Source organism: Tenuifilum thalassicum, assembly GCF_013265555.1.
Taxonomy (GTDB): domain Bacteria; phylum Bacteroidota; class Bacteroidia; order Bacteroidales; family Tenuifilaceae; genus Tenuifilum; species Tenuifilum thalassicum.
On record NZ_CP041345.1, the window covers coordinates 1,109,504 to 1,130,395 of the forward strand.

Here is a 20,892-nt window from a genome sequence, read left to right on the forward strand (position 1 = left end):
AATAAATTTGCCTGCTTAAATGATGCTTTAAAAAATTAGTATTTATGAGACTTCAAGGCCTTTTGCATTTAAAAAAACCGCTAATTATTGCGATTCCTGTTCTAATTGTATTTTTGTTTTCCTGCAGCGGATTTGAAAAAATACTAAAGAGCGACGACTACGAGTACAAGTACAAGATGGCCTTAGAGTACTATAAAAAGAAGGATCATTATAGGTATGTAACTTTACTTGAGCAGCTGCAAAATGTATATCGAGGAACCTTTAGAGCCGATACCATTGAGTTCTATTTAGCTATGGGCTACTTTAATCAGGGCGATTACTTGCTTGCCGGGCATCAGTTTGATATGTTTAGGAAGAATTATAAACGCAGTGCCTTTACTGAGGATGCTGAGTTCATGTATGCTTACTGCTACTATAAATCGTCACCCCGGCCAGAGCTAGACCAAACAAATACATATGCCGCCATAGAAGCTTTTACTGAGTATATCAATAGGTACCCTAATACAAAGCGTAAAACCGAAGTAAATAAGATAATGAATGAGCTTAAGGATAAGCTCGTGGAAAAGTCCTATTTAAGCTCCATGCTTTACTATAAGATTGGCGATTATAAAGCTGCAATTGTTGCAATTCGAAATAGTATAAACGATTATCCTCAAAGTAAGTATCGCGAAGAACTTATGTTTCACCTATTAAAAGCATCGTACTTGCTTGCCGACAATAGTGTTGAGAGTAAGCGCCGAGAGCGTTTCCAAAATACTTTGGATGAGTACTACTCTTTTATTAGCGAATTTCCAGAATCGAAATATATCGATGAGGCTAAAAAGATGTATGAAGCCTCAATGAAAGTTTTGCAAAACGTAAATTAATATATAGCTATGGACATTAAGAAAATCAATGCACCAACTAACACTGTAACCAGAGATTTAGACAAGTTAGATAAGGATACTGGTAACATTTACCAGACTGTCCGAATTATAGCTAAAAGAGCAAATAAGCTAAGCGTTGATATTAAGCAGGAACTCAACAGAAAGCTTGAAGAGTTTGCTTACTATACCGATAATTTGGAAGAAGTTTTTGAGAATAGAGAACAAATTGAGATTTCTAAGTTCTATGAGCGTCTTCCAAAACCAACCTTAATAGCTGCCCAAGAGTTCCTTGATGGAAAGCTGCATTACGAATTTAAAGAGGAACAAACCGAGGAAAGTGAGGCTTAAAGACAAACATATTCTCATTGGTGTAACCGGGAGTATTGCAGCCTACAAGGCTGCATCACTTATCCGGTTACTTGTTAAAGAGGGGGCAGAGGTAAAGGTGATAATGACTCCTTTAGCCAAAGAGTTTATCACCCCTTTAACCCTTGCAACCCTTTCCAAGAACCCTATTCTTGTAGACTTTTTTAATCCAGAGAATGGCGATTGGAATAGCCACGTCGATTTAGGTCTTTGGTCCGATTTGTATTTGATTGCTCCTGCTTCAGCTAATACTATCGCTAAAATGGCTACTGGTGTAGCCGATAACCTTTTGCTCACTACTTATCTATCGGCAAAATGTCCTGTTATGGTGGCTCCAGCTATGGATCTGGATATGTACAGCCATCCTATTACACAGCAAAACATTAGCACATTACAGAATCGAGGGAATATTATCATTGAGGCCGCAACCGGTGAATTGGCAAGTGGCCTTAGTGGTAAAGGAAGAATGGAGGAGCCCGAAAAAATTCTTGAACAGGTTGTTTCTTTTTTTTTAACCAGTGATAGGTTTAAGGGCCAAAAGATACTTGTAACTTCGGGACCAACATTTGAACATATCGATCCCGTTCGATATATTGGCAACCATTCTAGCGGAAAGATGGGGAATGCAATAGCCCTTGAGTTTGCAAAGCAAGGCGCCATTGTTGAACTTGTGTCGGGACCTGTAGCTAAATACCCTGTTCATCCTAACATTAACTTACACAAGGTTACATCTGCTCAGCAAATGTTTAATGAGGCAAGTAGGTTATTTCCTGATGTCAACATTGCTGTATTGGCAGCTGCAGTAGCCGATTTTACTATCGAAAATTTCTCCGATACTAAAATTAAACGAAAGGATCAGGAGTTAACCATAAAGCTTAAACCCACTAAAGATATTGCTGCACACCTAGGCAAAGAAAAAAAGGTAAATCAGCTATTAGTAGGTTTTGCTCTAGAAACAAACGATGAGCTTGAGAATGCAAAATCGAAGCTAGAGCGAAAAAACCTAGATTTGATAGTACTAAACTCCATGAGCGACCTAGGCGCTGGTTTTGGACATGACACCAATAAGGTTACTTTTATTAACCGCCATGGGGAGGTTAAACCATTTAGCCTTAAAAGTAAGGAAGCAGTTGCTGCTGATATAGTTGAAGAGGTTTTCCAAATGTTATCCCAGAAATAATATGCAACATGAAACGAATAGGTTTACTAGTCCTTCTTTTCATCCCTTTAATAGCTTTTTCTCAGGAGTTACGATGCAACGTATCAGTTAACTCACAGCGCATTCAGGGTACTAACCGTATTCTTTTTCAGAACATGCAAACGGCAATCTATGAGTTTATGAATAACACTACGTGGACAAACCACGTGTATAGTTTCGATGAACGCATAGAGTGTAGCATAATGCTAAATATTACTGAGCAAATAGGTTCCGATGAGTTTAAGGGTACCATTCAGGTTCAATCGCGCCGTCCTGTTTTTAACACATCGTACAATACTACGATGCTTAATTTCCAAGATAATAACCTTCATTTTCGCTTTCGTGAGTATGAAAAGATTGAGTTCTCTGAATCAACCCACCTAAATAATCTCTCATCAATTTTAGCCTTTTATGCTTATGTGATAATTGGCCTCGATTATGACTCGTTTTCCCTTTTGGGTGGAACGGAATACTTTCAAAAGGCTGAACGCATTGTTTCTAATGCCCAAAATGCTGTGGAACGTGGTTGGAAGGCCTATGAGGGTAACCGGAAGAATCGATATTGGTTGATTGAGAATCTGCTTAATCCTAAATATAAACCCCTAAGAGAAGCAATATATAAATACCATAGGTTAGGACTTGATGTGATGAGCGAAAAAACTGCTGAGGGAAGGGCTGAAATTGCTGAATCGTTAGTTTTACTTCAGCGCGTCTATAGGGAGAAGCCCGATCCTTACCTGTTTGCCCTTCAACTTTTTTTTGATGCCAAGTCCGATGAGCTGGTTAACATTTTTTCCGAATCGTTTCCAACCGAAAAGGCTAGGGTGGTTAATATTCTAACCGAAATTGACAACGCAAATGCAAGCAAGTATAAGAAGATAATTGAACAACAAAATAACTAGAGGTTAAAGGCATGATTCGGAGGTTATACATACAGAACTATGCCATAATTGATGAGCTTGAAATAGAATTCAAGAAAGGTCTTAATATAATTACCGGAGAAACAGGGGCAGGTAAATCGATACTCCTTGGTGCACTATCTTTAATACAAGGTCAACGTGCAGATACTTTCGTTCTAAAAAGCGAAGGCAAGTCTTGTATTGTTGAGGCCGAATTCGATATCTCTAGCTATAACCTTCAAAGTTTTTTTAATCAGTACGACATCGATTATGATGATCTGACTATTGTTCGTAGGCAGATTAACAGTAATGGGAAATCTAGGGCATTTATAAACGAGATTCCAGTAAATCTTAATCAGCTCAAGGAGTTGGCTAATCGGTTGATTGACATACATTCACAGCATCAGAATCTTTTATTAGGAAATGCTCTTTTCCAGCTAAACGTACTTGATGCCCTTGCTGTTTCCGAAGATGATTTGGCCGATTACAGCAAAGTTTACAATAACTATAAACGGTTAAAGCAGGAGCTAAACCAACTTGAAGCAAAAGCAGAATCTGCCAAACAGGAATTCGATTATCTCTCATATCAACTAAATGAGCTAAAAGCTGCTAATTTAAAGGAGAATGAGTTAGATGAGCTGGAGCAGCTCCAGAATGAACTTAATCATGCTGCTGATATTAAATCGGCTTTAGAATTTGCATATGCATCTCTTAATGCCGACGAGCTCTCTATTCTTCCAAAGCTTAAGGAAATAGAATTGCAGCTTAAAAAAATTGAGCCCTACTACGGTTCAATTACTGAGCACGTTCAAAGGCTTGAAAGTGCAAGACTTGAAATTAAAGATATATCTGACGAGCTAGATTTTTTGAACGCTAGGGTAGAAGTGAATGATGATGAGTTAGAACGAGTAACTCAACGAATCGATACAATTTATGCACTCCTAAACAAGCACCGATTATCAGAGTATAATGAACTTCTTGACCTGAAAGATAAGCTGGAGAAACAGGTATCGGAAATTGAAAATATTGATTTTAGCCTTGATGAAAAGCGTAAAGCGCTTAAACAGGTTGAGGATATTCTTTCGGCTAAATCCGATGCGTTATCGAAAAACAGAAAGCAAACAGTTCCTAAAGTTGAAAAACATGTATCGGAGCTACTTCAAACGCTCGGAATTAAGCATGCAGTTTTCAAAATAAGTATAGATAAAGTAGATGAGTTTCAACCATGGGGTAGAGATAAAGTAGTTTTCTATTTTTCGGCAAACAAGCAGGTAGCACCTCAAGAACTTTCAAAAGTGGCTTCTGGCGGTGAGCTTTCAAGATTGATGCTTGCCCTTAAATCATTGCTGGTTAAATCTTCTGGATTACCCACTGTTATATTCGATGAAATCGATACAGGTGTTTCGGGCGAAATAGCCCATAGAATGGGAGAGATTATTTATTCCCTATCAAAAGGAATGCAGGTAATAAATATAACTCACCTTCCGCAGATTGCTGCAAAAGGCACTACCCACTTTTTGGTTTACAAACGCATTACCGATCATCAAAGCTTAACTGAAATTAAACTCCTTTCACCTGAAGAAAGGGTTAATGAAATAGCCAAAATGTTAAGTGGGGAAAAGGTAACCGATGCAGCTTTACAAGCAGCCAAGGACCTTTTAAGTTCAAACGTTAGCTCAAACTAATCGAACACTTTTTCATTTTCTTTGTTTATCTTTGTTAGTTTAATTAAACGATGTATTATGGCTTACAATTTACTAAAAGGTAAAAAGGGACTTATTTTTGGTGCCCTAAATGAAAAATCAATTGCGTGGCAGGTGGCAGAGCGCGCATATGAGGAGGGCGCTGAGGTTGTACTATCAAACACATCTGTGGCTTTAAGGTTTGGGACTGTTAATGAGCTTGCAGAACGTATTAACTCAATTGTTATTCCCGCCGATGCTACTAATATTCAAGACTTAGAGAATCTGATAGACAAAACCATGGAGCGATTTGGTGGTAAAATCGATTTTATTTTACACTCCATCGGGATGTCGCCTAATGTTAGAAAAGGTAGAACATACGACGACCTGGATTACGATTTTTTCCATAAAACGCTCGATATTTCAGCTATTTCGTTTCATAAGGTTTTGCAAACCTGTTGGAAGAAAGATGCTATAACTCATGGTGGATCAGTAGTGGCTCTTTCTTATATCGCAGCACAACGTACCCTTTATGGTTATAACGATATGGCCGATGCAAAAGCACTCCTGGAATCTATTGCTCGTAGCTTTGGTTATATTTATGGCCGTGAACGTGGTGTGAGAATCAATACAGTTTCGCAATCTCCAACAGAAACTACCGCTGGCGGTGGCGTTATGGGGTTTGATGCACTGCTTGATTTCTCTAATCGCATGTCGCCCCTCGGAAATGCCAGTGCGCTCGATTGTGCAGACTTCTGCATCACATTATTTAGCGATTTAACCCGTAAAATTACCATGCAAAACATTTATAACGATGGTGGTTTTTCTAGCATGGGTATGAGTAATAGGGCAATGGCTGTTTATAACCGTAATCTAGAAGAATGCAAGGACTGTAAGTAGTGTTTACCAAAAATTAATAAAAAAGCCCGCAGAAAGCGGGCTTTTTTATTATCCTAAGTATGATTTTAAAAGTTTGCTTCTTGAGGTATGTCTTAATCTTCGTATGGCTTTTTCTTTTATTTGGCGAACACGCTCACGTGTTAGCCCAAACTTTTCACCAATCTCTTCAAGAGTCATTTCTTGACAACCAATTCCGAAGAATAGCTTTACAATGTCACGCTCTCTCTCGGTTAGCGTAGCCAATGCACGTTCAATTTCCTTGCTTAGCGATTCGTTTATTAGGCCACGATCGGCGCTAGGTGAATCGTTGTTTACAAGTACATCGAGCAGGCTATTATCTTCACCATCAACAAAAGGAGCATCAACCGATACATGGCGTCCACTAACGCGTAGTGTGTCATTAACTTTCTCCTTAGGAAGTTCAAGTAGGTCGGCAAGCTCTTCGGGGGATGGGGTGCGTTCAAATTGCTGTTCAAATTTAGAAAAGGCCTTGTTTATTTTATTCAATGAACCAACCTGGTTTAGAGGTAAGCGGACAATACGAGATTGTTCAGCTAGTGCCTGTAGGATTGATTGGCGAATCCACCAAACGGCATAGGAAATAAACTTGAACCCCCTTGTTTCATCAAACTTTTCTGCAGCCTTAATAAGTCCAAGATTACCCTCATTGATAAGGTCGGGAAGACTAAGACCTTGATTTTGGTACTGCTTTGCAACAGAAACAACAAACCTAAGGTTTGCACGTGTGAGTTTTTCAAGCGCAGCCTGATCACCCTTGCGGATTCGCTGGGCTAATTCAACCTCCTCCTCAACTGTAATGAGGTCTTCCTTTCCTATTTCTTGTAAATACTTATCGAGCGAAGCGCTCTCTCTGTTTGTGATTGATTTTGTGATCTTTAGCTGTCTCATTCAACCCTTTTTATTTTATGCAAAAATACGGTAAATGCTTATGAAATTCAAGCAGTAGTAGTATGTTTTAAAATATTTTAAACCAACTACGCCTATTTAGAACGTAGTTGGCCAGAAAATGTTGCATTTATATTGTGAAAATCTTATAAATCCTAATCCACACCAATTGCGTAGTAGGCAACTACTCCATTCGGATAAATACCTTCAATTAGAACACCTCCTGATGATATGCTAAGAACTCGTTTAAGGTCATCAACGCTTCGTATGGGGGTTCTGTTCATTCTGGTTATTATATAGCCTTTCTTTATTCCTCCATCTTTGAGCTTACCATCTTTGAGCTCTACTACTTGTATTCCGTAGTTAATACCTAGCTGTTTCTTTTGTTTATCTGTTATTTCTTTAAATTCAGCACCTAGGCTAGCAATAGTAGCATCGGTTTTAACAATTCCAGTTCCACCTTTTAGATTACGAAGAGTTACCTCAAAATGTTTCTTTGAGTTGTTGCGGTTTACAATAATGTCAACCTTTTGGTTTGGACGGTAGCGGCTTATTTGTTCTTGCAGCTGAGCGGTGCTGTTTACATCAACACCATTTACTGAAAGAATTACATCCCCAGGTTTTATACCTGCAGCATCGGCTGCACCGCCTTTTTCAACATCAAATACGTAAACCCCTTTAATCTCCTTAATACCATTTTCTTGCGCTACTTCAGCGGTTAACTCCTGGATTCTAACACCCAGGATAGCTCTTTGCACCTCTCCAAATTCTATAATATCGGTAACAACTTTTTTAACAATATTGGAGGGAACGGCAAAGGCGTATCCTGTGAACGAACCTGTTTTAGAAGCAATAGCAGTGTTTATGCCAATAAGTTCTCCTTTCAGATTTATAAGCGCACCTCCACTATTCCCCGGGTTTACAGCAGCATCTGTTTGGATAAAAGATTCAATTGCAAAATCTTTTCTTAAGAGGTTAATGTTTCTGGCCTTGGCGCTAACAATTCCTGCAGTTACAGTAGATGTTAAGTTGAATGGGTTTCCTATTGCTAATACCCACTCGCCTATATGAATATTGTCGGAATTGCCAAAAGGAATAAATGGTAAATCATCGGCTTCTATTTTAAGCAGTGCGATATCGGTACTCGGATCGGTGCCAACAACTTTTGCTGCAAACTTTCGCTTATCGTTCAGAATAACAGTGATTTCGTCGGCGTTTTCAATTACATGGTTGTTGGTTACAATAAAGCCATCGTGTGTAAGTATTACGCCAGAACCAGAACTTTGAACTTTCTGGCGAGGCATCCTATCGTAAGGTCCGAAAAAGAAATCGAAAAGCGGATTACCAAATGAGTAATCTAGGGTTTGCGTATACTCTGTTGTTACGTGCACTACTGCATCAACCGATTTTTCTGCAGCCCATGTAAAATCACTTGCAGTGGAATCCGAAGCAAAAACTCTTGTAACCTTTACAGGTGTGTTTGAAGTTACATTGTTATTAACACTTGGGTTGGTGAATATATAATTGCTTGAAAATACTGCTATCATTCCACCCAGAGCTGCGTAAGCAATTGGTAGAAGAAATTTTTGTGCTTTCATAGGCAAACAATTTTAAGGTTTCTGCTAATGTAGTAATCAAATTAAATACCTGTCAATTTCGATTAACGTTTGTTAACCACTTGCATGCCAATTTTATATCTTTTTTTCGAGTCCACCTGACAATGTTAAAGAGTTTACACAAAAAACACTGTCATAATGACAGTGTTTTCCGGTGTCTTTTATGATGTATTCTTAGTAGCTTATAAAATTAAATGGTAGGTGAGTAATTTCTTGAAATGTTTCACCAGATTCCAACATATCTTCGTCTGCGGGTTTATAGTACCAACATATCTCAACTTTATTTTTAGATTCGTGAATTTTTTTTAGTGTCATTAATATATCAATAATTTTTTTTGATGCGGCAGTATTAAAGTAGTCTAGTTTAAAAATAACAGAAGTTTCTGGATTTGGATCAAGAGCATACTCATTAAACCAGTTGAGGATTGGGGCAAAAAAATCTTTTGGATTTTCGGGCATTATGGTCCCATAAAATTCAAATCGTCCTCTCTCCTTATCAAGTGTCACTTCAGGGGTGTCACTTGTTTCCTGCAGTTTTAAAGCTTTCATTGTAGTAGTTGGTGGTTATTGTTACTTCCAAAGATAAATATTTTTGGGTTAAATTGTATCCTTTCCATATGAGTCTATGTCAATTATGCCCTCAAAAACTTTTTTAGCAGGACCTTCAAGCCAAACGTTCTCAAAACGTTCATTTCCACGTTCAAAATAGATTTTAAGATTGCCACCAATAGCCTTTACGTCAATAGGATTTGTTTCTATTTCGAAATAGTGAGAATAAGCTATAGCTGCAGCTGTGGCCCCTGTTCCACAAGCAAGGGTTTCTGCTTCAACGCCTCGTTCATAGGTTCGTATTTTTATTTCTCCAGGCTTAATCTCTTGAACAAAGTTCACATTAGTTCCGCCATTATTGAAATTTACTGTTTTTCGGATTAGTTTTCCTTCCCTATCAACATCAACGGTTTCAATGTCTCTTACAAATTGCACATAGTGTGGAGAACCAGTATCTAGAAAGTAATTGTCGTCAATTAGTTCAATTTTTTTAACATCAATCATTTTAAGCTTGATAAAACCATCAGGGTTAAATAGGGCAATATGTTCACCGTCGATACCCATAAATTTTATAGAGTTTCCATTGCAAATCCCTAAATGCTTTGTAAACGCTGCGAAGCATCTTCCCCCATTCCCGCACATTGTTGCTTCATTTCCATCGCTATTAAAGTATCTCATAAAAGGCATTTCGTTATTGATTTCAAGAAGGATAAGCCCGTTGGCTCCAATCCCAAAGTACCGGTTGCAAAGCTTGTTAATAACATTGGGTTGAGGTGAAAAAATATTTTTTCGATTATCAATCATTATAAAATCGTTTCCGGCACCATGGTATTTGTAAAATTGCAGATTCATACTTTTACGATTTATGAGGATACAATACTCGTGAAAAATATTGAAATAACAAACAAAATATGCTAAGAAGAAAAGAAACTAAGATGGTTCGATTTTAAAACCTAAAACGAGAATATCGTCAACTTGAGGATATTTGGTTCCAATCCATTCTTTTAAAGTGTTTTTAAGGATTTCTCGTTGCTGTTCGGGAGGTAAAATGGCTATGCTACCTAGTAAATCAATAAAGTTTCTAATCATGAATTTACGGCCATCGGGTCCACCAAATTGGTCTATAAATCCATCGGAAAACATATAAAACCAGGTGGGGCTCTCAACCTTTATTACGTGTGTGTTAAAATCATCATCTCTATAATCCATTCCACCTCCAATTGATTCTTTATCACCTCTAATACGGGTTACCTCGTTATTAACCACATATACTAATGGGTTTTTAGCGCCAGAGAACTCAACGGTGTTTGTATTAGTATCCACCACGCAAAGTGCCATGTCCATACCATCTCGGTTATCGGTTTCATCCTGACGTAAGGTTCTTCGAATACCGTTGTTTAGCTCTTTAAGAATTGCACCAGGTTTATGAATACCTCTAAAAACAATGTCGTCAAGAAGGTTGTAACCAATCATTGAAAGGAAAGCACCTGGAACTCCATGACCAGTACAATCTATAGCCGATACCGCAATTTTACCAGTTTTTTCTTTTGAATCAAATCCTTTGGTTAATTCCTTAAACCAATAGTAGTCGCCACTAACCACATCGCGAGGTCGGAAAAATATAAATGACTCTGGGAAAAGCTGCTGCAGGCTTGTTTGAGGTGGAAGTAGTGCTTTTTGAATTCCTTGTGCGTAGTTGATACTCTTGCTTATATTCTCGTTTTGTTTTTGGATTTGGTCGCGTTGTTTTTGTATCTCAATATTTTGTAGGTTAAGTAGTTCATTTGCTTTTTTCTTATCATTATAGTTCTTGTAAATGGCAATTGATGAAACAAGGAGAATTAGAACAATAAATCCACCTGAAAAGATAATGAGTCTTTGAACTCTTGATTGAGCTTGTTGCTCTCTTAGCTGTGCTTCCTTAAGCATTCTATCGGTGGTTAACAGGTCGATTTCTGTTTGTTTACGTTGTGCTTCTTCCTCTGCTTTGCGGAGACTATCTTGTTTTCGCATTAAAGCATAATTTAACGAATCTTGGGTAGCTTTTGCTTTTAACTCACGCAAACTCATAAGTAGTTCTTGTTGAGTGCGTTGCATTCTTTCTCTTTCTGCTTCGGCTTGAGATTGAACAACTTTTGTTTCGTACTCATTTTTAAGTTGTTGGGTTTGAAGTTGCTGCTCATAAGCACTTGCCATTCCTGAAAATTCAGATGCTTTAGCGGTATTACCCATGTTATCGTAATTTTGGGCTAAAAGTTTTAAAGAGTTAAGAATTAACCTGGGATTATTCACTTCTCTTGAAAGTTCAAGTGCCTCTTCTAAAAGCTGAATAGCTTTTTCCGACTGGTTTAATGCTGTGTGAATGTATGCTACATCAATTAAACCTGCAGCAACCTCTCCCTTATTGTTTAGCTTACGACGGCGTCTAAACTCTTGTAAAAGTATTCAAGTGTTAAATCTAACCTATCCATATCGGAATAGATTAGAGCGATATTACTATATACCGCTTTAATATCATTATAATTTCCAATCCTCTCATTTAGAGGAATAGTTTCAAGGAAATAGTTTATGGCCTCTTTAGGATTGCCATTTTCCCAATAAATAAATGCTATTTTATTTAGATAGAATGCCGCTTGCTGTGGATTATTTGCTTGTTTATATCTTACAACAAGTTCCTTGTATCTATCAACATCTTCTTGCTTATCTTTAGGCAAAAGATTGATTTCTTGTGCAGCAATCCTAAGCATTGATGCACAAGTAAACCACAGCAAAAAAATTATCTTTTTGTTAAAATTTTTCAATCATATTAAATTTAATTCAAACTTACTTGTTTTTTTTTATATTTCATAATTGATAACAAAATAATCAATTTATAGTTTTTTTTCTTGAAATACTACTATATTTGTAGTTAAGTGAACAACTTTACTATTTCTTTATGAATAAAAATAAGGGTATACTAATTGCTTTGGGCATAATATTAGCTGGTAAACTATTTTCGCAAGACTTTGAGGTTGCGCCCGTAATGCTAGATTTTAACGCAGAACCAGCCACAAGCCAAACTAAAACCATTACTGTTAAAAATCATAGTAGCAAAAGGGTTTCGTATACCGTTACATTTGCCGATTTTATTCCAAAATCGACTGGAGAGAGAAATCTATTACCACCTAATTCAACAAAACGTTCATGTGCGAATTGGGTAAATGTAAATCCAGCCTTTTTTGAACTTAATCCCGGTGAAGATATTCAGCTTCAAGTAACCATGTTAGTACCTGGCGAAGAGTTTGGTTCTGCCTGGTGCATGCTTTTTATTCAACCTACAAGAGAGCAAACGAGTTGGAGCGCCGATAAGCAACTTGCTGCAGGAATTACTGTAAGCGGAAGAATTGGTGTCCTTGTATACCAGTCACCTAAATCAAATCAGAATTATTCTATTAAAGTAAGCAACTTCCAGGAAATAACTAAACCATCCGATTCTAATAGAAGGTTTTCTGCAGTAATTGAGAACTTAGGCGACAAAATTACAAGGTGTAAAGTTTTCCTACTTGCGTCAAATATGATTACTGCAGAGGAAAAACAATTTAAAGCTACAGAGTATGTTGTATTTCCTAAGCTTAGCCGAACGGTTGAAATGGAACTACCTAACGATTTACCTACAGGTAAGTATGCTTTAGCAATTATCGTTGATTATGGCCCAAAATTCCCTTTGGAGGGGTCTCAGCTTGTAATAGATGTTAAAAACGATATGCCTGTCACTCAACCCGATTCTATAAAACAAGAAACTCCTTAATATACTGTATAGTTGAAGGTTATTTGTAAATTCAGCCTGTTTTTGATTTTAGGGTTTAACCTTTCGGTTTACTCTCAGCAGAGTTTTATTTTTGTTGAAAAGGAGGGTCCCAACGGTTTACTAAAGGAAAAGTACCAAGGTTTAGTTTCAGAAAAAGGCGATACAATCCGTCAAGGTAAATATTCCTATTATTTTGATAATGGTGTTCTTCAGCAGGAAGGGTTTTATGTTGATGGTAAACCTGATAGTGTATGGATTACATATTATGAAACTGGCGCCAGAAAAAGCCTTTTTAATTACAAAGCAGGCAAGAAGGAGGGCGAGTTCTTATTTTGGAAACCAGATGGAACAATCTATCAAAAGGGCGAATATAAAAATGATTTACTGGATGGGATTCTTGAAACATTTCACCCCAACGGGATTGTTAATTCTAGGTCGCATTATAGGAATGGGAGATTAAACGGTATTAGTGAAATATTCGATGAGAGCCAGGTGTTAAGACTAAAGAGTGAGTATTTAAATGATACTCTTAACGGAATCTGGGAGACTTACTATGATTCGGGTGAGTTAAACTATAAGGGGAAAAAGTATAAGGGCAGGTATATTGATACCCTTTATACCTACTATAAGAGCGGAAAGTTAAAGCGTAAAGTTTTCTACAATAATGATGGGCAACTGGATGGGAAACTTGAAGATTTTTATGAAAATGGCACCTTGAGGTTAGTGTCTCATCATACAAACGGTATTCAAAATGGCGAATTTATAGAGTACTATTCCGATGGCAAAATTGCAGAGATAGGAACTTATAAGAACAATTATAAAGTAGGAGAGTGGATTAGCTATTATCCAAATGGTTGTATGCATGGGCGGGGTAAATTTGAAAAAGGTTACCTAAATGGTAAATGGCTTTTTTGGTGGCCAAATGGCTTGTTGAAACAAGTTGGAGAGTACTGTAATGGTAAAGCTTGTGGGTTTTGGCGATACTATAACCAGAATGGTTCCTTGGTTTTGGCTGGTAATTATGTAGGCGACAAGCAAAATGGAATTTGGACAACATTCTATCCTTTGGGGAAGGTAGCAGGAAGAATTTATTACGTTAATGGGGACGCAGTTGGTGTTAAGTGGTTGTACGACATGGATGGTACTTTACAAAAACGATTTCAGCTAAAAGGAATAGATAGTAAATAAAAAGGTCGGAAACTCCGACCTTTTTTATGCATCAATATTAGCGTATTTAGCATGTTTCTCAATAAATTCTCGTCTGGGAGGAACCTCATCTCCCATAAGCATAGAGAAGATGCGGTCTGCTTCTGCAGCACTTTCTATTGTAACCTGTCTAAGAATCCTAGTTTCAGGATTCATAGTGGTGGTCCATAGCTGTTCCGCGTTCATTTCTCCCAAACCTTTGTAGCGTTGAACATGAACTGAACTATCGCGTCCTTTTCCTAATTCCTCAACGGCTTTTTGTCTTTCCTCTTCGTTCCAACAGTAACGTTCCTCTTTCCCTTTCTTTACTAAGTAGAGTGGTGGTGTCGCTATATATAAATGTCCTTCGTTGATAAGGTCGGTCATATAGCGGAAGAAGAATGTCATGATAAGAGTTGCAATGTGGCTACCATCCACATCAGCATCGGTCATGATAATAACTTTGTTGTACCTTAAGCCCGATAGGTTTAATGCTTTACTATCTTCTTCGGTACCAATAGTTACGCCAAGAGCAGTGAAGATATTTTTAATCTCTTCATTTTCAAATATTTTATGCTGCATGGCCTTTTCAACATTCAAAATCTTACCACGTAGGGGGAGGATTGCTTGAAACCTTCTGTCTCGTCCTTGTTTAGCAGTACCACCTGCAGAGTCTCCCTCAACAAGGAATATTTCAGAAACCGAAGGGTCTTTTTCGGAGCAATCGGCAAGTTTACCGGGTAGGCCAGAACCAGAAAGTACTGTTTTGCGTTGAACAAGCTCACGCGCCTTGCGTGCAGCATGCCTAGCCTGAGCAGCAAGGATAACCTTTTGCACAATGTTTTTGGCATCCTTGGGGTTCTCCTCAAGATAGTTTGATAGAGCCTCGCTTACTGCTTGGTCAACAGCCAATCGGACTTCGGGGTTGCCAAGTTTGGTTTTAGTTTGACCCTCGAATTGGGGTTCTGCAACTTTTACTGAGATTACTGCTGTTAGTCCCTCTCTAAAATCGTCACCACTTATATCAAACTTTAGCTTGCTAAGCATGCCAGATTCCTCGGCATACTTTTTTAGAGTTCGGGTTAAAGCGCTTCTAAAACCGGTAAGGTGGGTTCCTCCCTCTATTGTGTTAATGTTATTTACGTAGGAGTGAACGTTTTCAGAAAACGAGGTATTGTACTGCATGGCTATTTCAACAGGTACTTCACCCTTGTCGTTTTCAATGTAAATAACCTTCTCGGTAAGAGCTTCTCTGTTTTGGTCAAGAAACTTAATAAATTCTTTCAGCCCCTCTTCGGAATAGAACTCTGCATATCTATAATGCGAGGATCCATTCTCAATTAGCTCTCGCTTATCGGTTAAAGTAAGCTTTATGCCCTTATTAAGAAAAGCAAGCTCCCTAATTCGAGATTCAAGTATTTCGAAATTGAAAACTGTTGTTTGAGTAAAAATCTGATTATCGGGCAAGAAGGTAATTGTGGTACCGCTTTCCTCTGTAGAGCCTATGGTTTGAAGTTCGGTTAAAGGCTTTCCGCGCGAAAACTCCTGGCGGTAAATTTTACCGTCGCGTTTTACTTCGGCAATAAGTTTTGCCGATAAAGCATTAACACACGATACGCCAACACCATGCAGACCTCCTGATACTTTGTAGGTATCCTTATCGAATTTACCACCAGCATGAAGCACTGTAAGAACTACTTCTAGCGCAGATTTTTTCTCCTTCTCATGAAAATCAACTGGAATCCCTCGACCATTATCGGAGATAGTAATTGAACCATCTTCGTTTATAACTATATCAATTCTGTTACAATAGCCTGCTAGCGCTTCGTCGATGGAGTTGTCAACAACCTCGTAAACTAAATGGTGCAAGCCCTTATTGCCTGTATCGCCAATATACATGGCCGGACGCATACGAACAGCCTCTAGCCCTTCTAGTACTTGAATATTATTGGCAGAGTAGTTTGTACTGCCATTCCCATTTTTAATCTCTTGCGCCTTCTCGCTCATAATTTACAATTCAAATAAATCATTAAATTAACTTTCAAAGATAGCAATATTATTTTGTTTATTGCTATCTTTTTAATACTTTTTTAACATATTAATGCATTGAATATCAGAAATGTAGAATAAAATTCTCAAGTCGTATTAAATAAAGAAATTTCGGTTAAAATTTATAGCTAACACCAGCTACCATGTTAAACTTTTGAGATGGGTACAGGTACCAAATTTGGTATGCTGTTGACGTGATATTGTTAAAGTTAATAAATATCGATGCCCTTTTATTATACAGATATTCGGCACCTAAATTAAAGTCCAAAAAGCCATCCAGATGAATGGGACTTGAACTTGCATCAATAGCCCATCTTTTACCTTCGGCTGCAATAAGTGCATTTATTTTGAGCTTGCTCATTAAAATGTATTCAATACTGGTGGCTATCTTATAGTTTGGCAGGTGCCATGGTTTGGCCTCTTTGCTGGTTTTGTACTGATAAAACTCTCCTGATATACTCATGCGGAACAATTTGCTTGGCTCTAGAGCAAGCTCTCCTTTGATGGTTGTTCTTTCAATATTGTCGAATACTAACCCAAACCTGTTAAAAAGCGGATTGTTTGTGTCAATACTTATGTTTCTGAACAATGCTAGGCTGTCAATAATGCTATAGTTAGCATTTATATTGTAAGAAACTACAGGGCTAAATTTACCCTTAATCCCTCCACCAATCATAAGTTTATTTACTGAGTTCCAGGATTCTGTGCTAGTATATAGCCATGGATTGGTTGATAATAATGTGTAATATGAGTTTTCTTCAACATCTCCATTAATTTCAACATAGGGTATAACATAATGGCTTACAATATCATATGAAATAAATGCGTTAGGGAAGAAATAGGTTTCATTAACATTCCCATTTGCATCTACAATTACATTTAAACCTGCAAAAGCATGCCATTGTTTGCCAGAGAAATGGGCCCAAGGTTTTATCCTTATAATTGTGTTGTTTTTACTGCCATCTGTGTTATTGCGACCGTAATGGATGTACATTATGTCGCCACCAAATTGTTCCTTGTCTATAAATTTGTTGACACTTAGCATCCCTTTTAGCATATTCTCTTCTAAATCGTATTTATCGTTTAAGTGGTAGAAGTTTGCTTTGGCTTGGTAGTTGAATTTTGAAGAATCTTTAGTGGTTGATTTAAACTCAAAATTTGCTGCAAACCTATTAATAGCTTGCTTGTCGTTTGAAGGTTGTAATGCTGCGTTATAGAAGTTATATCCGTAGTATGTTCTTTTAATTTGGTTGTATCCTATATCGCCCGACAAAACTTTATCGTTGAACATTCTTTTACCAAACAAAAGCATGTCGATATTTGATGCTGGGGCTTTAACCTCATTGCTGTTATCAAATTTTATTTTGGGTTTATTATTAAAATATTTCAACCATGCCCCATAGGTGTAATCTGAGTTTCTATTGCTTGCAAAATAGAACTCTGCCTGAGGTAAAATAGAGTTGCCAATCCCAAGCCTTAAGTAGTTTCTACTTAAATCGGGTAGGGGTTCAGCAACCATTCTTGCTGCTGAAAGTGGAGCAGGGGTAAAATATGTACTAATTGGACGCTGAATAATTGAGTATGAAAAGTTAGGGTTTACCCTAATAGTGTCAACTATCTTTGGTTGGATGTTTATTTTGTTAGCATCTGAGATTGATGGTTCATAGGGGCGGACAACCTGCACCTCTTTTACCATTTTATCGTCTTGGGCTAAAATGATATTACTACTACCAAAAATAAATAGGGTTGATAAGAGTATTAGGTTGTTGAATTTCCTTTTCATTTCTAGTTCTGATTAACGGTTTGACGTTCCTTTTCTGCTTTTACTAGTTCATTTAACTTATCGGTAGCTTCATCAATTATTCCGTCATCGGTATTAGTATATCCGTCTAATACGCTTTGAAGTGTAGCTTTAGCTTGGAAGAAGTCGTTTTGAGCAGCATAGGTTTCGGCTAAAAGGATAAAACTTTTTGCCAACCAGTATTGGTGTGGAGTGTTATTTTCGGCAAAAGAAAACACTTCCGATTCTGTTCGGTTGTATTCTCCTCGTTGGAAATAGATAAGTGCCTTCATATATTTTGATTCCGCACCCTCAACTGTTTTTAGGTTTTGGGCAACTTTAGAGAACTCAATTAACGCATCATCGGTTTTATTTAGGTGGAAGTATGCATGTGCTAGCTTAAACCTAGTTTCTCTTTCAATTTCAGGCGATATTTTTTCTGTTGATATCACATTTGGTGCTATGATTGTTACTTGATCATATTTATTTAGGTTGTATGCACATCTTAGTTTTCCAATTCGAGCATCTAAAAGATTCTTCTTTATTTCTGCAACCGATTCTAGCTTATCGTAGTATTCATAAGCTTTTTCAAATTCCTCTTGCTCAAAGTAGAGGTTGCTTAGCTTAATAAGACTTTTTTCGGTGAAGTTATTCTTTGGCTTTTCAGCTATTGTAGATAAACACTCAATCGCTTTATCGTTACTATTAATTCTGGTATAACAATCAGCCATGTAGAAAAGCGCATTAATTATAAAGTTGCCCTGTGGGTTTTCTTCTATATACGAATTGAATGTCTGGATTGATTTCTCACAGTTACCCGTGAGATATACTTTTTCTGCAGCCATGTAGCTAAGCGAATCCTTCTCAGCAACGCTGATATTTGCTATATTACCAAGTTTTGATGCGTAGTTGAAGTATGAGTCTGCATCGCCTTTATCAATGTAAATATTTCGTATTCCTATAAGCGCATTTTTTGCTTCGGCTGAGTTTGGATAACTTTCAACTACTTTTTTGTAGTAAACTAATGAGTTATCGGGGTCGTTAGCATTATAGTATAAAAGTCCTAGCTGGACTAATGCCTTGGGATAGTAGCTACTATTAGGATAGTCTTTCTCTATTATTTTGTAATACTCAATGGCAGTTTTGTAATCTTCAATGCTATTATAAGCTTCAGCAATTTCAAATATAGCATCATCATAGTAGCTAGAACTGGGGTACTTTTCTACAAGCTGCTTAAGGGTGTTAATTTTTTTCTCTGGTCGGTTAACTAGCCCCAAAGAAAATCCTCGTTGAAAAAGAGCATAATCTGCATCTAGTAAATCCATATTTGCCGCTTTTTCGTAATAGTCAATACCTGCCCAGTATCGACGTTGTATGAAAAAGCAATCGCCAATACGATTGTATGAGTCGGCAACAAGATTGCTTGGTTTCTTTTCGTTTAGATTGATATATTTTCTGTACCAAGCAATTGCATTATCATACTGCTTGAGTTTAAAATAAGCGTAGCCTAGGTAGTAATGAGCAATCAGATACTCATCAAGAGTAAAAGCACCTGGCGTTAGGATAAATTTCTCGTAGTTTGTGGCAGCGTTTTGGTATTCACCTATCCTGTAATATGATTCTGCCATCCAAAAAATAGCTTGTGCTGCAATTTGCTGGTTATAGCCAGCATGTTCCAACGAAAGTGAGAACATCTTAATTGCGCTATTATAATCTAAGTTTTGAAAAAGTTCTAATCCTCTGAAGAATGCAGCGCGTTGGAGGGCTGTTTTGATAGTCGCATCTTTATTTGTGATTTTTTCGAGCGCTGCTACAGCCTCCTTATAGTTTTTTGAACTGAGATAGGCAAGTGTAAGGTAGTTGTATGCCTCGTCGATTCTTGGGGAGTTTGGAAAAAGCTTAATGTAGGTGTTAAATGCATCAATAGCTTCGTTGAAGGGGGCATAAAGTTGCTCATAGGTCAGCTTGGCAAAGTTAAAAAGGGCATCTTCCTTAATAACCTTATCAAAATCAAGCTTTGATGCAAGACCAAAGGCTTGACGGGCTTTGCTCTTGTCGTTCAGTTTTAGATAGCAATCGGCCAAGTGGTAGTTGGCATTCTGACTAAGCGAATCGTCGAACGTAGCTACACGTTCAAGGTATTTTGCAGCATCTTCGTACTTGTTATTTTTATAGTAAGCAAACCCTAATAGATAGATATCTTCACGTGACAGTTTTTCCTTATATCTTTCCTCATAAAGTTTAAGATAGGTTAAAGAGCTATCGTACATTTTTAGTTTAAAAAATGCATCTCCAACAATTTTTGCTATTTCCGATGCCCGTTTGCTTTTATTTTCTTTTGCAAGTTTAGGAGAGTATTCGGTAACCTTTTTATAATCGCCCTCAAGATAGTAGATGTGTGTTATGTAGTATGGAACAATGGGTGCAAAAAGCTCATCGTTTTTCAGCTTTTTAAAACCTTTAAGGGCGGTAGCATAATTTTTTTGTAAATAGGCAATATGTGAATAGTAATATGTAGCTGGCGACGAAAACTTGTTGTCAATATCCTTAATCTGATATAACCAACGGTTGGCTTGATTATAGTCTTTATTCATAAAAAAGCAGTAACCAAGCATGAACTGCCATTCAAACTGTTTTTCTTTGTCCAAGCCATTTCTATTGATTTGAGATAGCCAGTAAATTGCTTTAGAATACTTTTTTAGCTGATATTGAATTTTCCCCATGGCGAAGTAGGCTTGGTCTATTAGCTCACTTTCGGGATATTTGAGAATAAATTGTCCGATAAGATATTCAGCATCCTGATTGTTAAGCGCAATAGCGCACATTGCAATGTGAAATTCTGTATTTACCCTTTTCTGGTAGTAACCATCGAGTAATGTTTGAAGATAACTTTCAAATGCCTTTTGAGCATCGGCAAACATTTCCTTCTCGAAAAGGTCAACTGCTTTTTCATACTTAGCATTATCAGAAGAAAGTCTAATGCTTTCCTGAGCAAATGAAATTAGACTAATTGAAAATACCAAAGTCAAACATAAAACTAGTTGCTTCTTCATCTTATACAATTTTGCAGCTTTAAAAATACTAACAATAAAACTATTCTATTATTGTT

Annotated in this window: 17 protein-coding genes; 8 read left to right on the top strand and 9 right to left on the bottom strand. The window is 37.4% G+C overall.

Annotation, left to right across the window (positions count from 1 at the left end; translation table 11 throughout):
- The first annotated feature begins 44 nt into the window (after positions 1 to 44).
- From FHG85_RS04585 to FHG85_RS04610, 6 genes are read left to right on the top strand one after another with little or no spacing between them, the layout of a single operon-like run.
- Positions 45 to 866, top strand: a complete 822-nt coding sequence (locus FHG85_RS04585) for an outer membrane protein assembly factor BamD (protein ID WP_173073414.1) — start codon at positions 45 to 47, stop codon at positions 864 to 866.
- A 9-nt stretch (positions 867 to 875) separates the two neighbouring features.
- Complete coding sequence (locus FHG85_RS04590; RefSeq protein WP_173073416.1) at positions 876 to 1,214, top strand: DNA-directed RNA polymerase subunit omega; 339 nt, start codon at positions 876 to 878, stop codon at positions 1,212 to 1,214.
- Positions 1,204 to 2,412 (top strand): bifunctional phosphopantothenoylcysteine decarboxylase/phosphopantothenate--cysteine ligase CoaBC, encoded by a 1,209-nt coding sequence (gene coaBC, locus FHG85_RS04595; protein WP_220429233.1) that lies wholly within the window; start codon positions 1,204 to 1,206, stop codon positions 2,410 to 2,412. Before FHG85_RS04590 ends, coaBC begins: the two co-directional genes overlap by 11 nt.
- An 8-nt stretch (positions 2,413 to 2,420) precedes the next feature.
- Positions 2,421 to 3,332, top strand: coding sequence for a type IX secretion system protein PorD (gene porD, locus FHG85_RS04600; protein ID WP_173073420.1), 912 nt, complete (start codon positions 2,421 to 2,423; stop codon positions 3,330 to 3,332).
- Between the two features lie 11 nt (positions 3,333 to 3,343).
- Positions 3,344 to 5,014 carry a DNA repair protein RecN gene (recN, locus tag FHG85_RS04605; protein ID WP_173073422.1) on the top strand — a complete coding sequence of 557 codons (1,671 nt, stop codon included), beginning with the start codon at positions 3,344 to 3,346 and terminating at the stop codon, positions 5,012 to 5,014.
- 57 nt (positions 5,015 to 5,071) lie between these two features.
- Entirely contained in the window at positions 5,072 to 5,911 is an 840-nt protein-coding gene (locus FHG85_RS04610; protein WP_173073424.1) for an enoyl-ACP reductase FabI, read from the top strand.
- Positions 5,912 to 5,959: 48 nt separating this feature from the next.
- On the opposite strand, the gene FHG85_RS04615 is transcribed toward FHG85_RS04610, so the two are convergent.
- The 6 genes from FHG85_RS04615 to FHG85_RS04645 form a co-directional block, all read right to left on the bottom strand.
- On the bottom strand, positions 5,960 to 6,820 hold the full coding sequence (locus tag FHG85_RS04615; RefSeq protein WP_173073426.1) for a sigma-70 family RNA polymerase sigma factor: 861 nt from the start codon (positions 6,818 to 6,820) through the stop codon (positions 5,960 to 5,962).
- A gap of 152 nt (positions 6,821 to 6,972) precedes the next feature.
- Positions 6,973 to 8,415: a Do family serine endopeptidase gene (locus FHG85_RS04620; RefSeq protein WP_173073428.1), complete on the bottom strand. Its 1,443-nt coding sequence runs from the start codon at positions 8,413 to 8,415 to the stop codon at positions 6,973 to 6,975.
- A 192-nt stretch (positions 8,416 to 8,607) separates the two neighbouring features.
- Positions 8,608 to 8,982 (bottom strand): DUF1987 domain-containing protein, encoded by a 375-nt coding sequence (locus FHG85_RS04625; protein WP_173073431.1) that lies wholly within the window; start codon positions 8,980 to 8,982, stop codon positions 8,608 to 8,610.
- Between the two features lie 48 nt (positions 8,983 to 9,030).
- The gene (dapF, locus tag FHG85_RS04630) at positions 9,031 to 9,834 is read right to left on the bottom strand and encodes a diaminopimelate epimerase (protein ID WP_173073433.1); all 804 of its coding nucleotides are present in this window, start codon (positions 9,832 to 9,834) and stop codon (positions 9,031 to 9,033) included.
- A gap of 78 nt (positions 9,835 to 9,912) precedes the next feature.
- A complete protein-coding gene (locus FHG85_RS04635) occupies positions 9,913 to 11,427 on the bottom strand; it encodes a SpoIIE family protein phosphatase (RefSeq protein WP_262886958.1) in 1,515 nt (504 codons plus the stop codon).
- Complete coding sequence (locus tag FHG85_RS04645) at positions 11,391 to 11,729, bottom strand: tetratricopeptide repeat protein (protein WP_173073437.1); 339 nt, start codon at positions 11,727 to 11,729, stop codon at positions 11,391 to 11,393. The genes FHG85_RS04635 and FHG85_RS04645 overlap by 37 nt, the downstream gene beginning before the upstream one ends.
- 188 nt (positions 11,730 to 11,917) lie before the next feature.
- Here FHG85_RS04645 and FHG85_RS04650 point away from each other — a divergent pair, with 188 nt between their 5' ends.
- Positions 11,918 to 12,769: a hypothetical protein gene (locus tag FHG85_RS04650; protein ID WP_173073440.1), complete on the top strand. Its 852-nt coding sequence runs from the start codon at positions 11,918 to 11,920 to the stop codon at positions 12,767 to 12,769.
- Positions 12,770 to 12,811: 42 nt separating this feature from the next.
- A complete protein-coding gene (locus tag FHG85_RS04655) occupies positions 12,812 to 13,957 on the top strand; it encodes a toxin-antitoxin system YwqK family antitoxin (protein ID WP_173073442.1) in 1,146 nt (381 codons plus the stop codon).
- Between the two features lie 24 nt (positions 13,958 to 13,981).
- Here the strand turns inward: FHG85_RS04655 and gyrB are convergent, their stop codons facing one another.
- From gyrB to FHG85_RS04670, 3 genes are all read right to left on the bottom strand, one after another.
- Entirely contained in the window at positions 13,982 to 15,961 is a 1,980-nt protein-coding gene (gene gyrB, locus FHG85_RS04660) for a DNA topoisomerase (ATP-hydrolyzing) subunit B (RefSeq protein ID WP_173073444.1), read from the bottom strand.
- A 157-nt stretch (positions 15,962 to 16,118) separates the two neighbouring features.
- A complete protein-coding gene (locus FHG85_RS04665; RefSeq protein ID WP_173073446.1) occupies positions 16,119 to 17,786 on the bottom strand; it encodes a TonB-dependent receptor in 1,668 nt (555 codons plus the stop codon).
- 2 nt (positions 17,787 to 17,788) lie between these two features.
- Complete coding sequence (locus FHG85_RS04670; RefSeq protein ID WP_173073449.1) at positions 17,789 to 20,836, bottom strand: tetratricopeptide repeat protein; 3,048 nt, start codon at positions 20,834 to 20,836, stop codon at positions 17,789 to 17,791.
- Positions 20,837 to 20,892: the final 56 nt, after the last annotated feature.

Coding starts and splice junctions, on each gene's coding strand:
- FHG85_RS04645 (WP_173073437.1), bottom strand. CDS start 11,729: ATGCTTAGGATTGCTGCACAAGAAATCAATCTTTTGCCTAAAGATAAG.
- gyrB (WP_173073444.1), bottom strand. CDS start 15,961: ATGAGCGAGAAGGCGCAAGAGATTAAAAATGGGAATGGCAGTACAAAC.
- recN (WP_173073422.1), top strand. CDS start 3,344: ATGATTCGGAGGTTATACATACAGAACTATGCCATAATTGATGAGCTT.
- FHG85_RS04615 (WP_173073426.1), bottom strand. CDS start 6,820: ATGAGACAGCTAAAGATCACAAAATCAATCACAAACAGAGAGAGCGCT.
- FHG85_RS04585 (WP_173073414.1), top strand. CDS start 45: ATGAGACTTCAAGGCCTTTTGCATTTAAAAAAACCGCTAATTATTGCG.
- porD (WP_173073420.1), top strand. CDS start 2,421: ATGAAACGAATAGGTTTACTAGTCCTTCTTTTCATCCCTTTAATAGCT.
- FHG85_RS04625 (WP_173073431.1), bottom strand. CDS start 8,982: ATGAAAGCTTTAAAACTGCAGGAAACAAGTGACACCCCTGAAGTGACA.
- FHG85_RS04610 (WP_173073424.1), top strand. CDS start 5,072: ATGGCTTACAATTTACTAAAAGGTAAAAAGGGACTTATTTTTGGTGCC.
- FHG85_RS04670 (WP_173073449.1), bottom strand. CDS start 20,836: ATGAAGAAGCAACTAGTTTTATGTTTGACTTTGGTATTTTCAATTAGT.
- FHG85_RS04590 (WP_173073416.1), top strand. CDS start 876: ATGGACATTAAGAAAATCAATGCACCAACTAACACTGTAACCAGAGAT.
- dapF (WP_173073433.1), bottom strand. CDS start 9,834: ATGAATCTGCAATTTTACAAATACCATGGTGCCGGAAACGATTTTATA.
- FHG85_RS04665 (WP_173073446.1), bottom strand. CDS start 17,786: ATGAAAAGGAAATTCAACAACCTAATACTCTTATCAACCCTATTTATT.
- FHG85_RS04620 (WP_173073428.1), bottom strand. CDS start 8,415: ATGAAAGCACAAAAATTTCTTCTACCAATTGCTTACGCAGCTCTGGGT.
- FHG85_RS04650 (WP_173073440.1), top strand. CDS start 11,918: ATGAATAAAAATAAGGGTATACTAATTGCTTTGGGCATAATATTAGCT.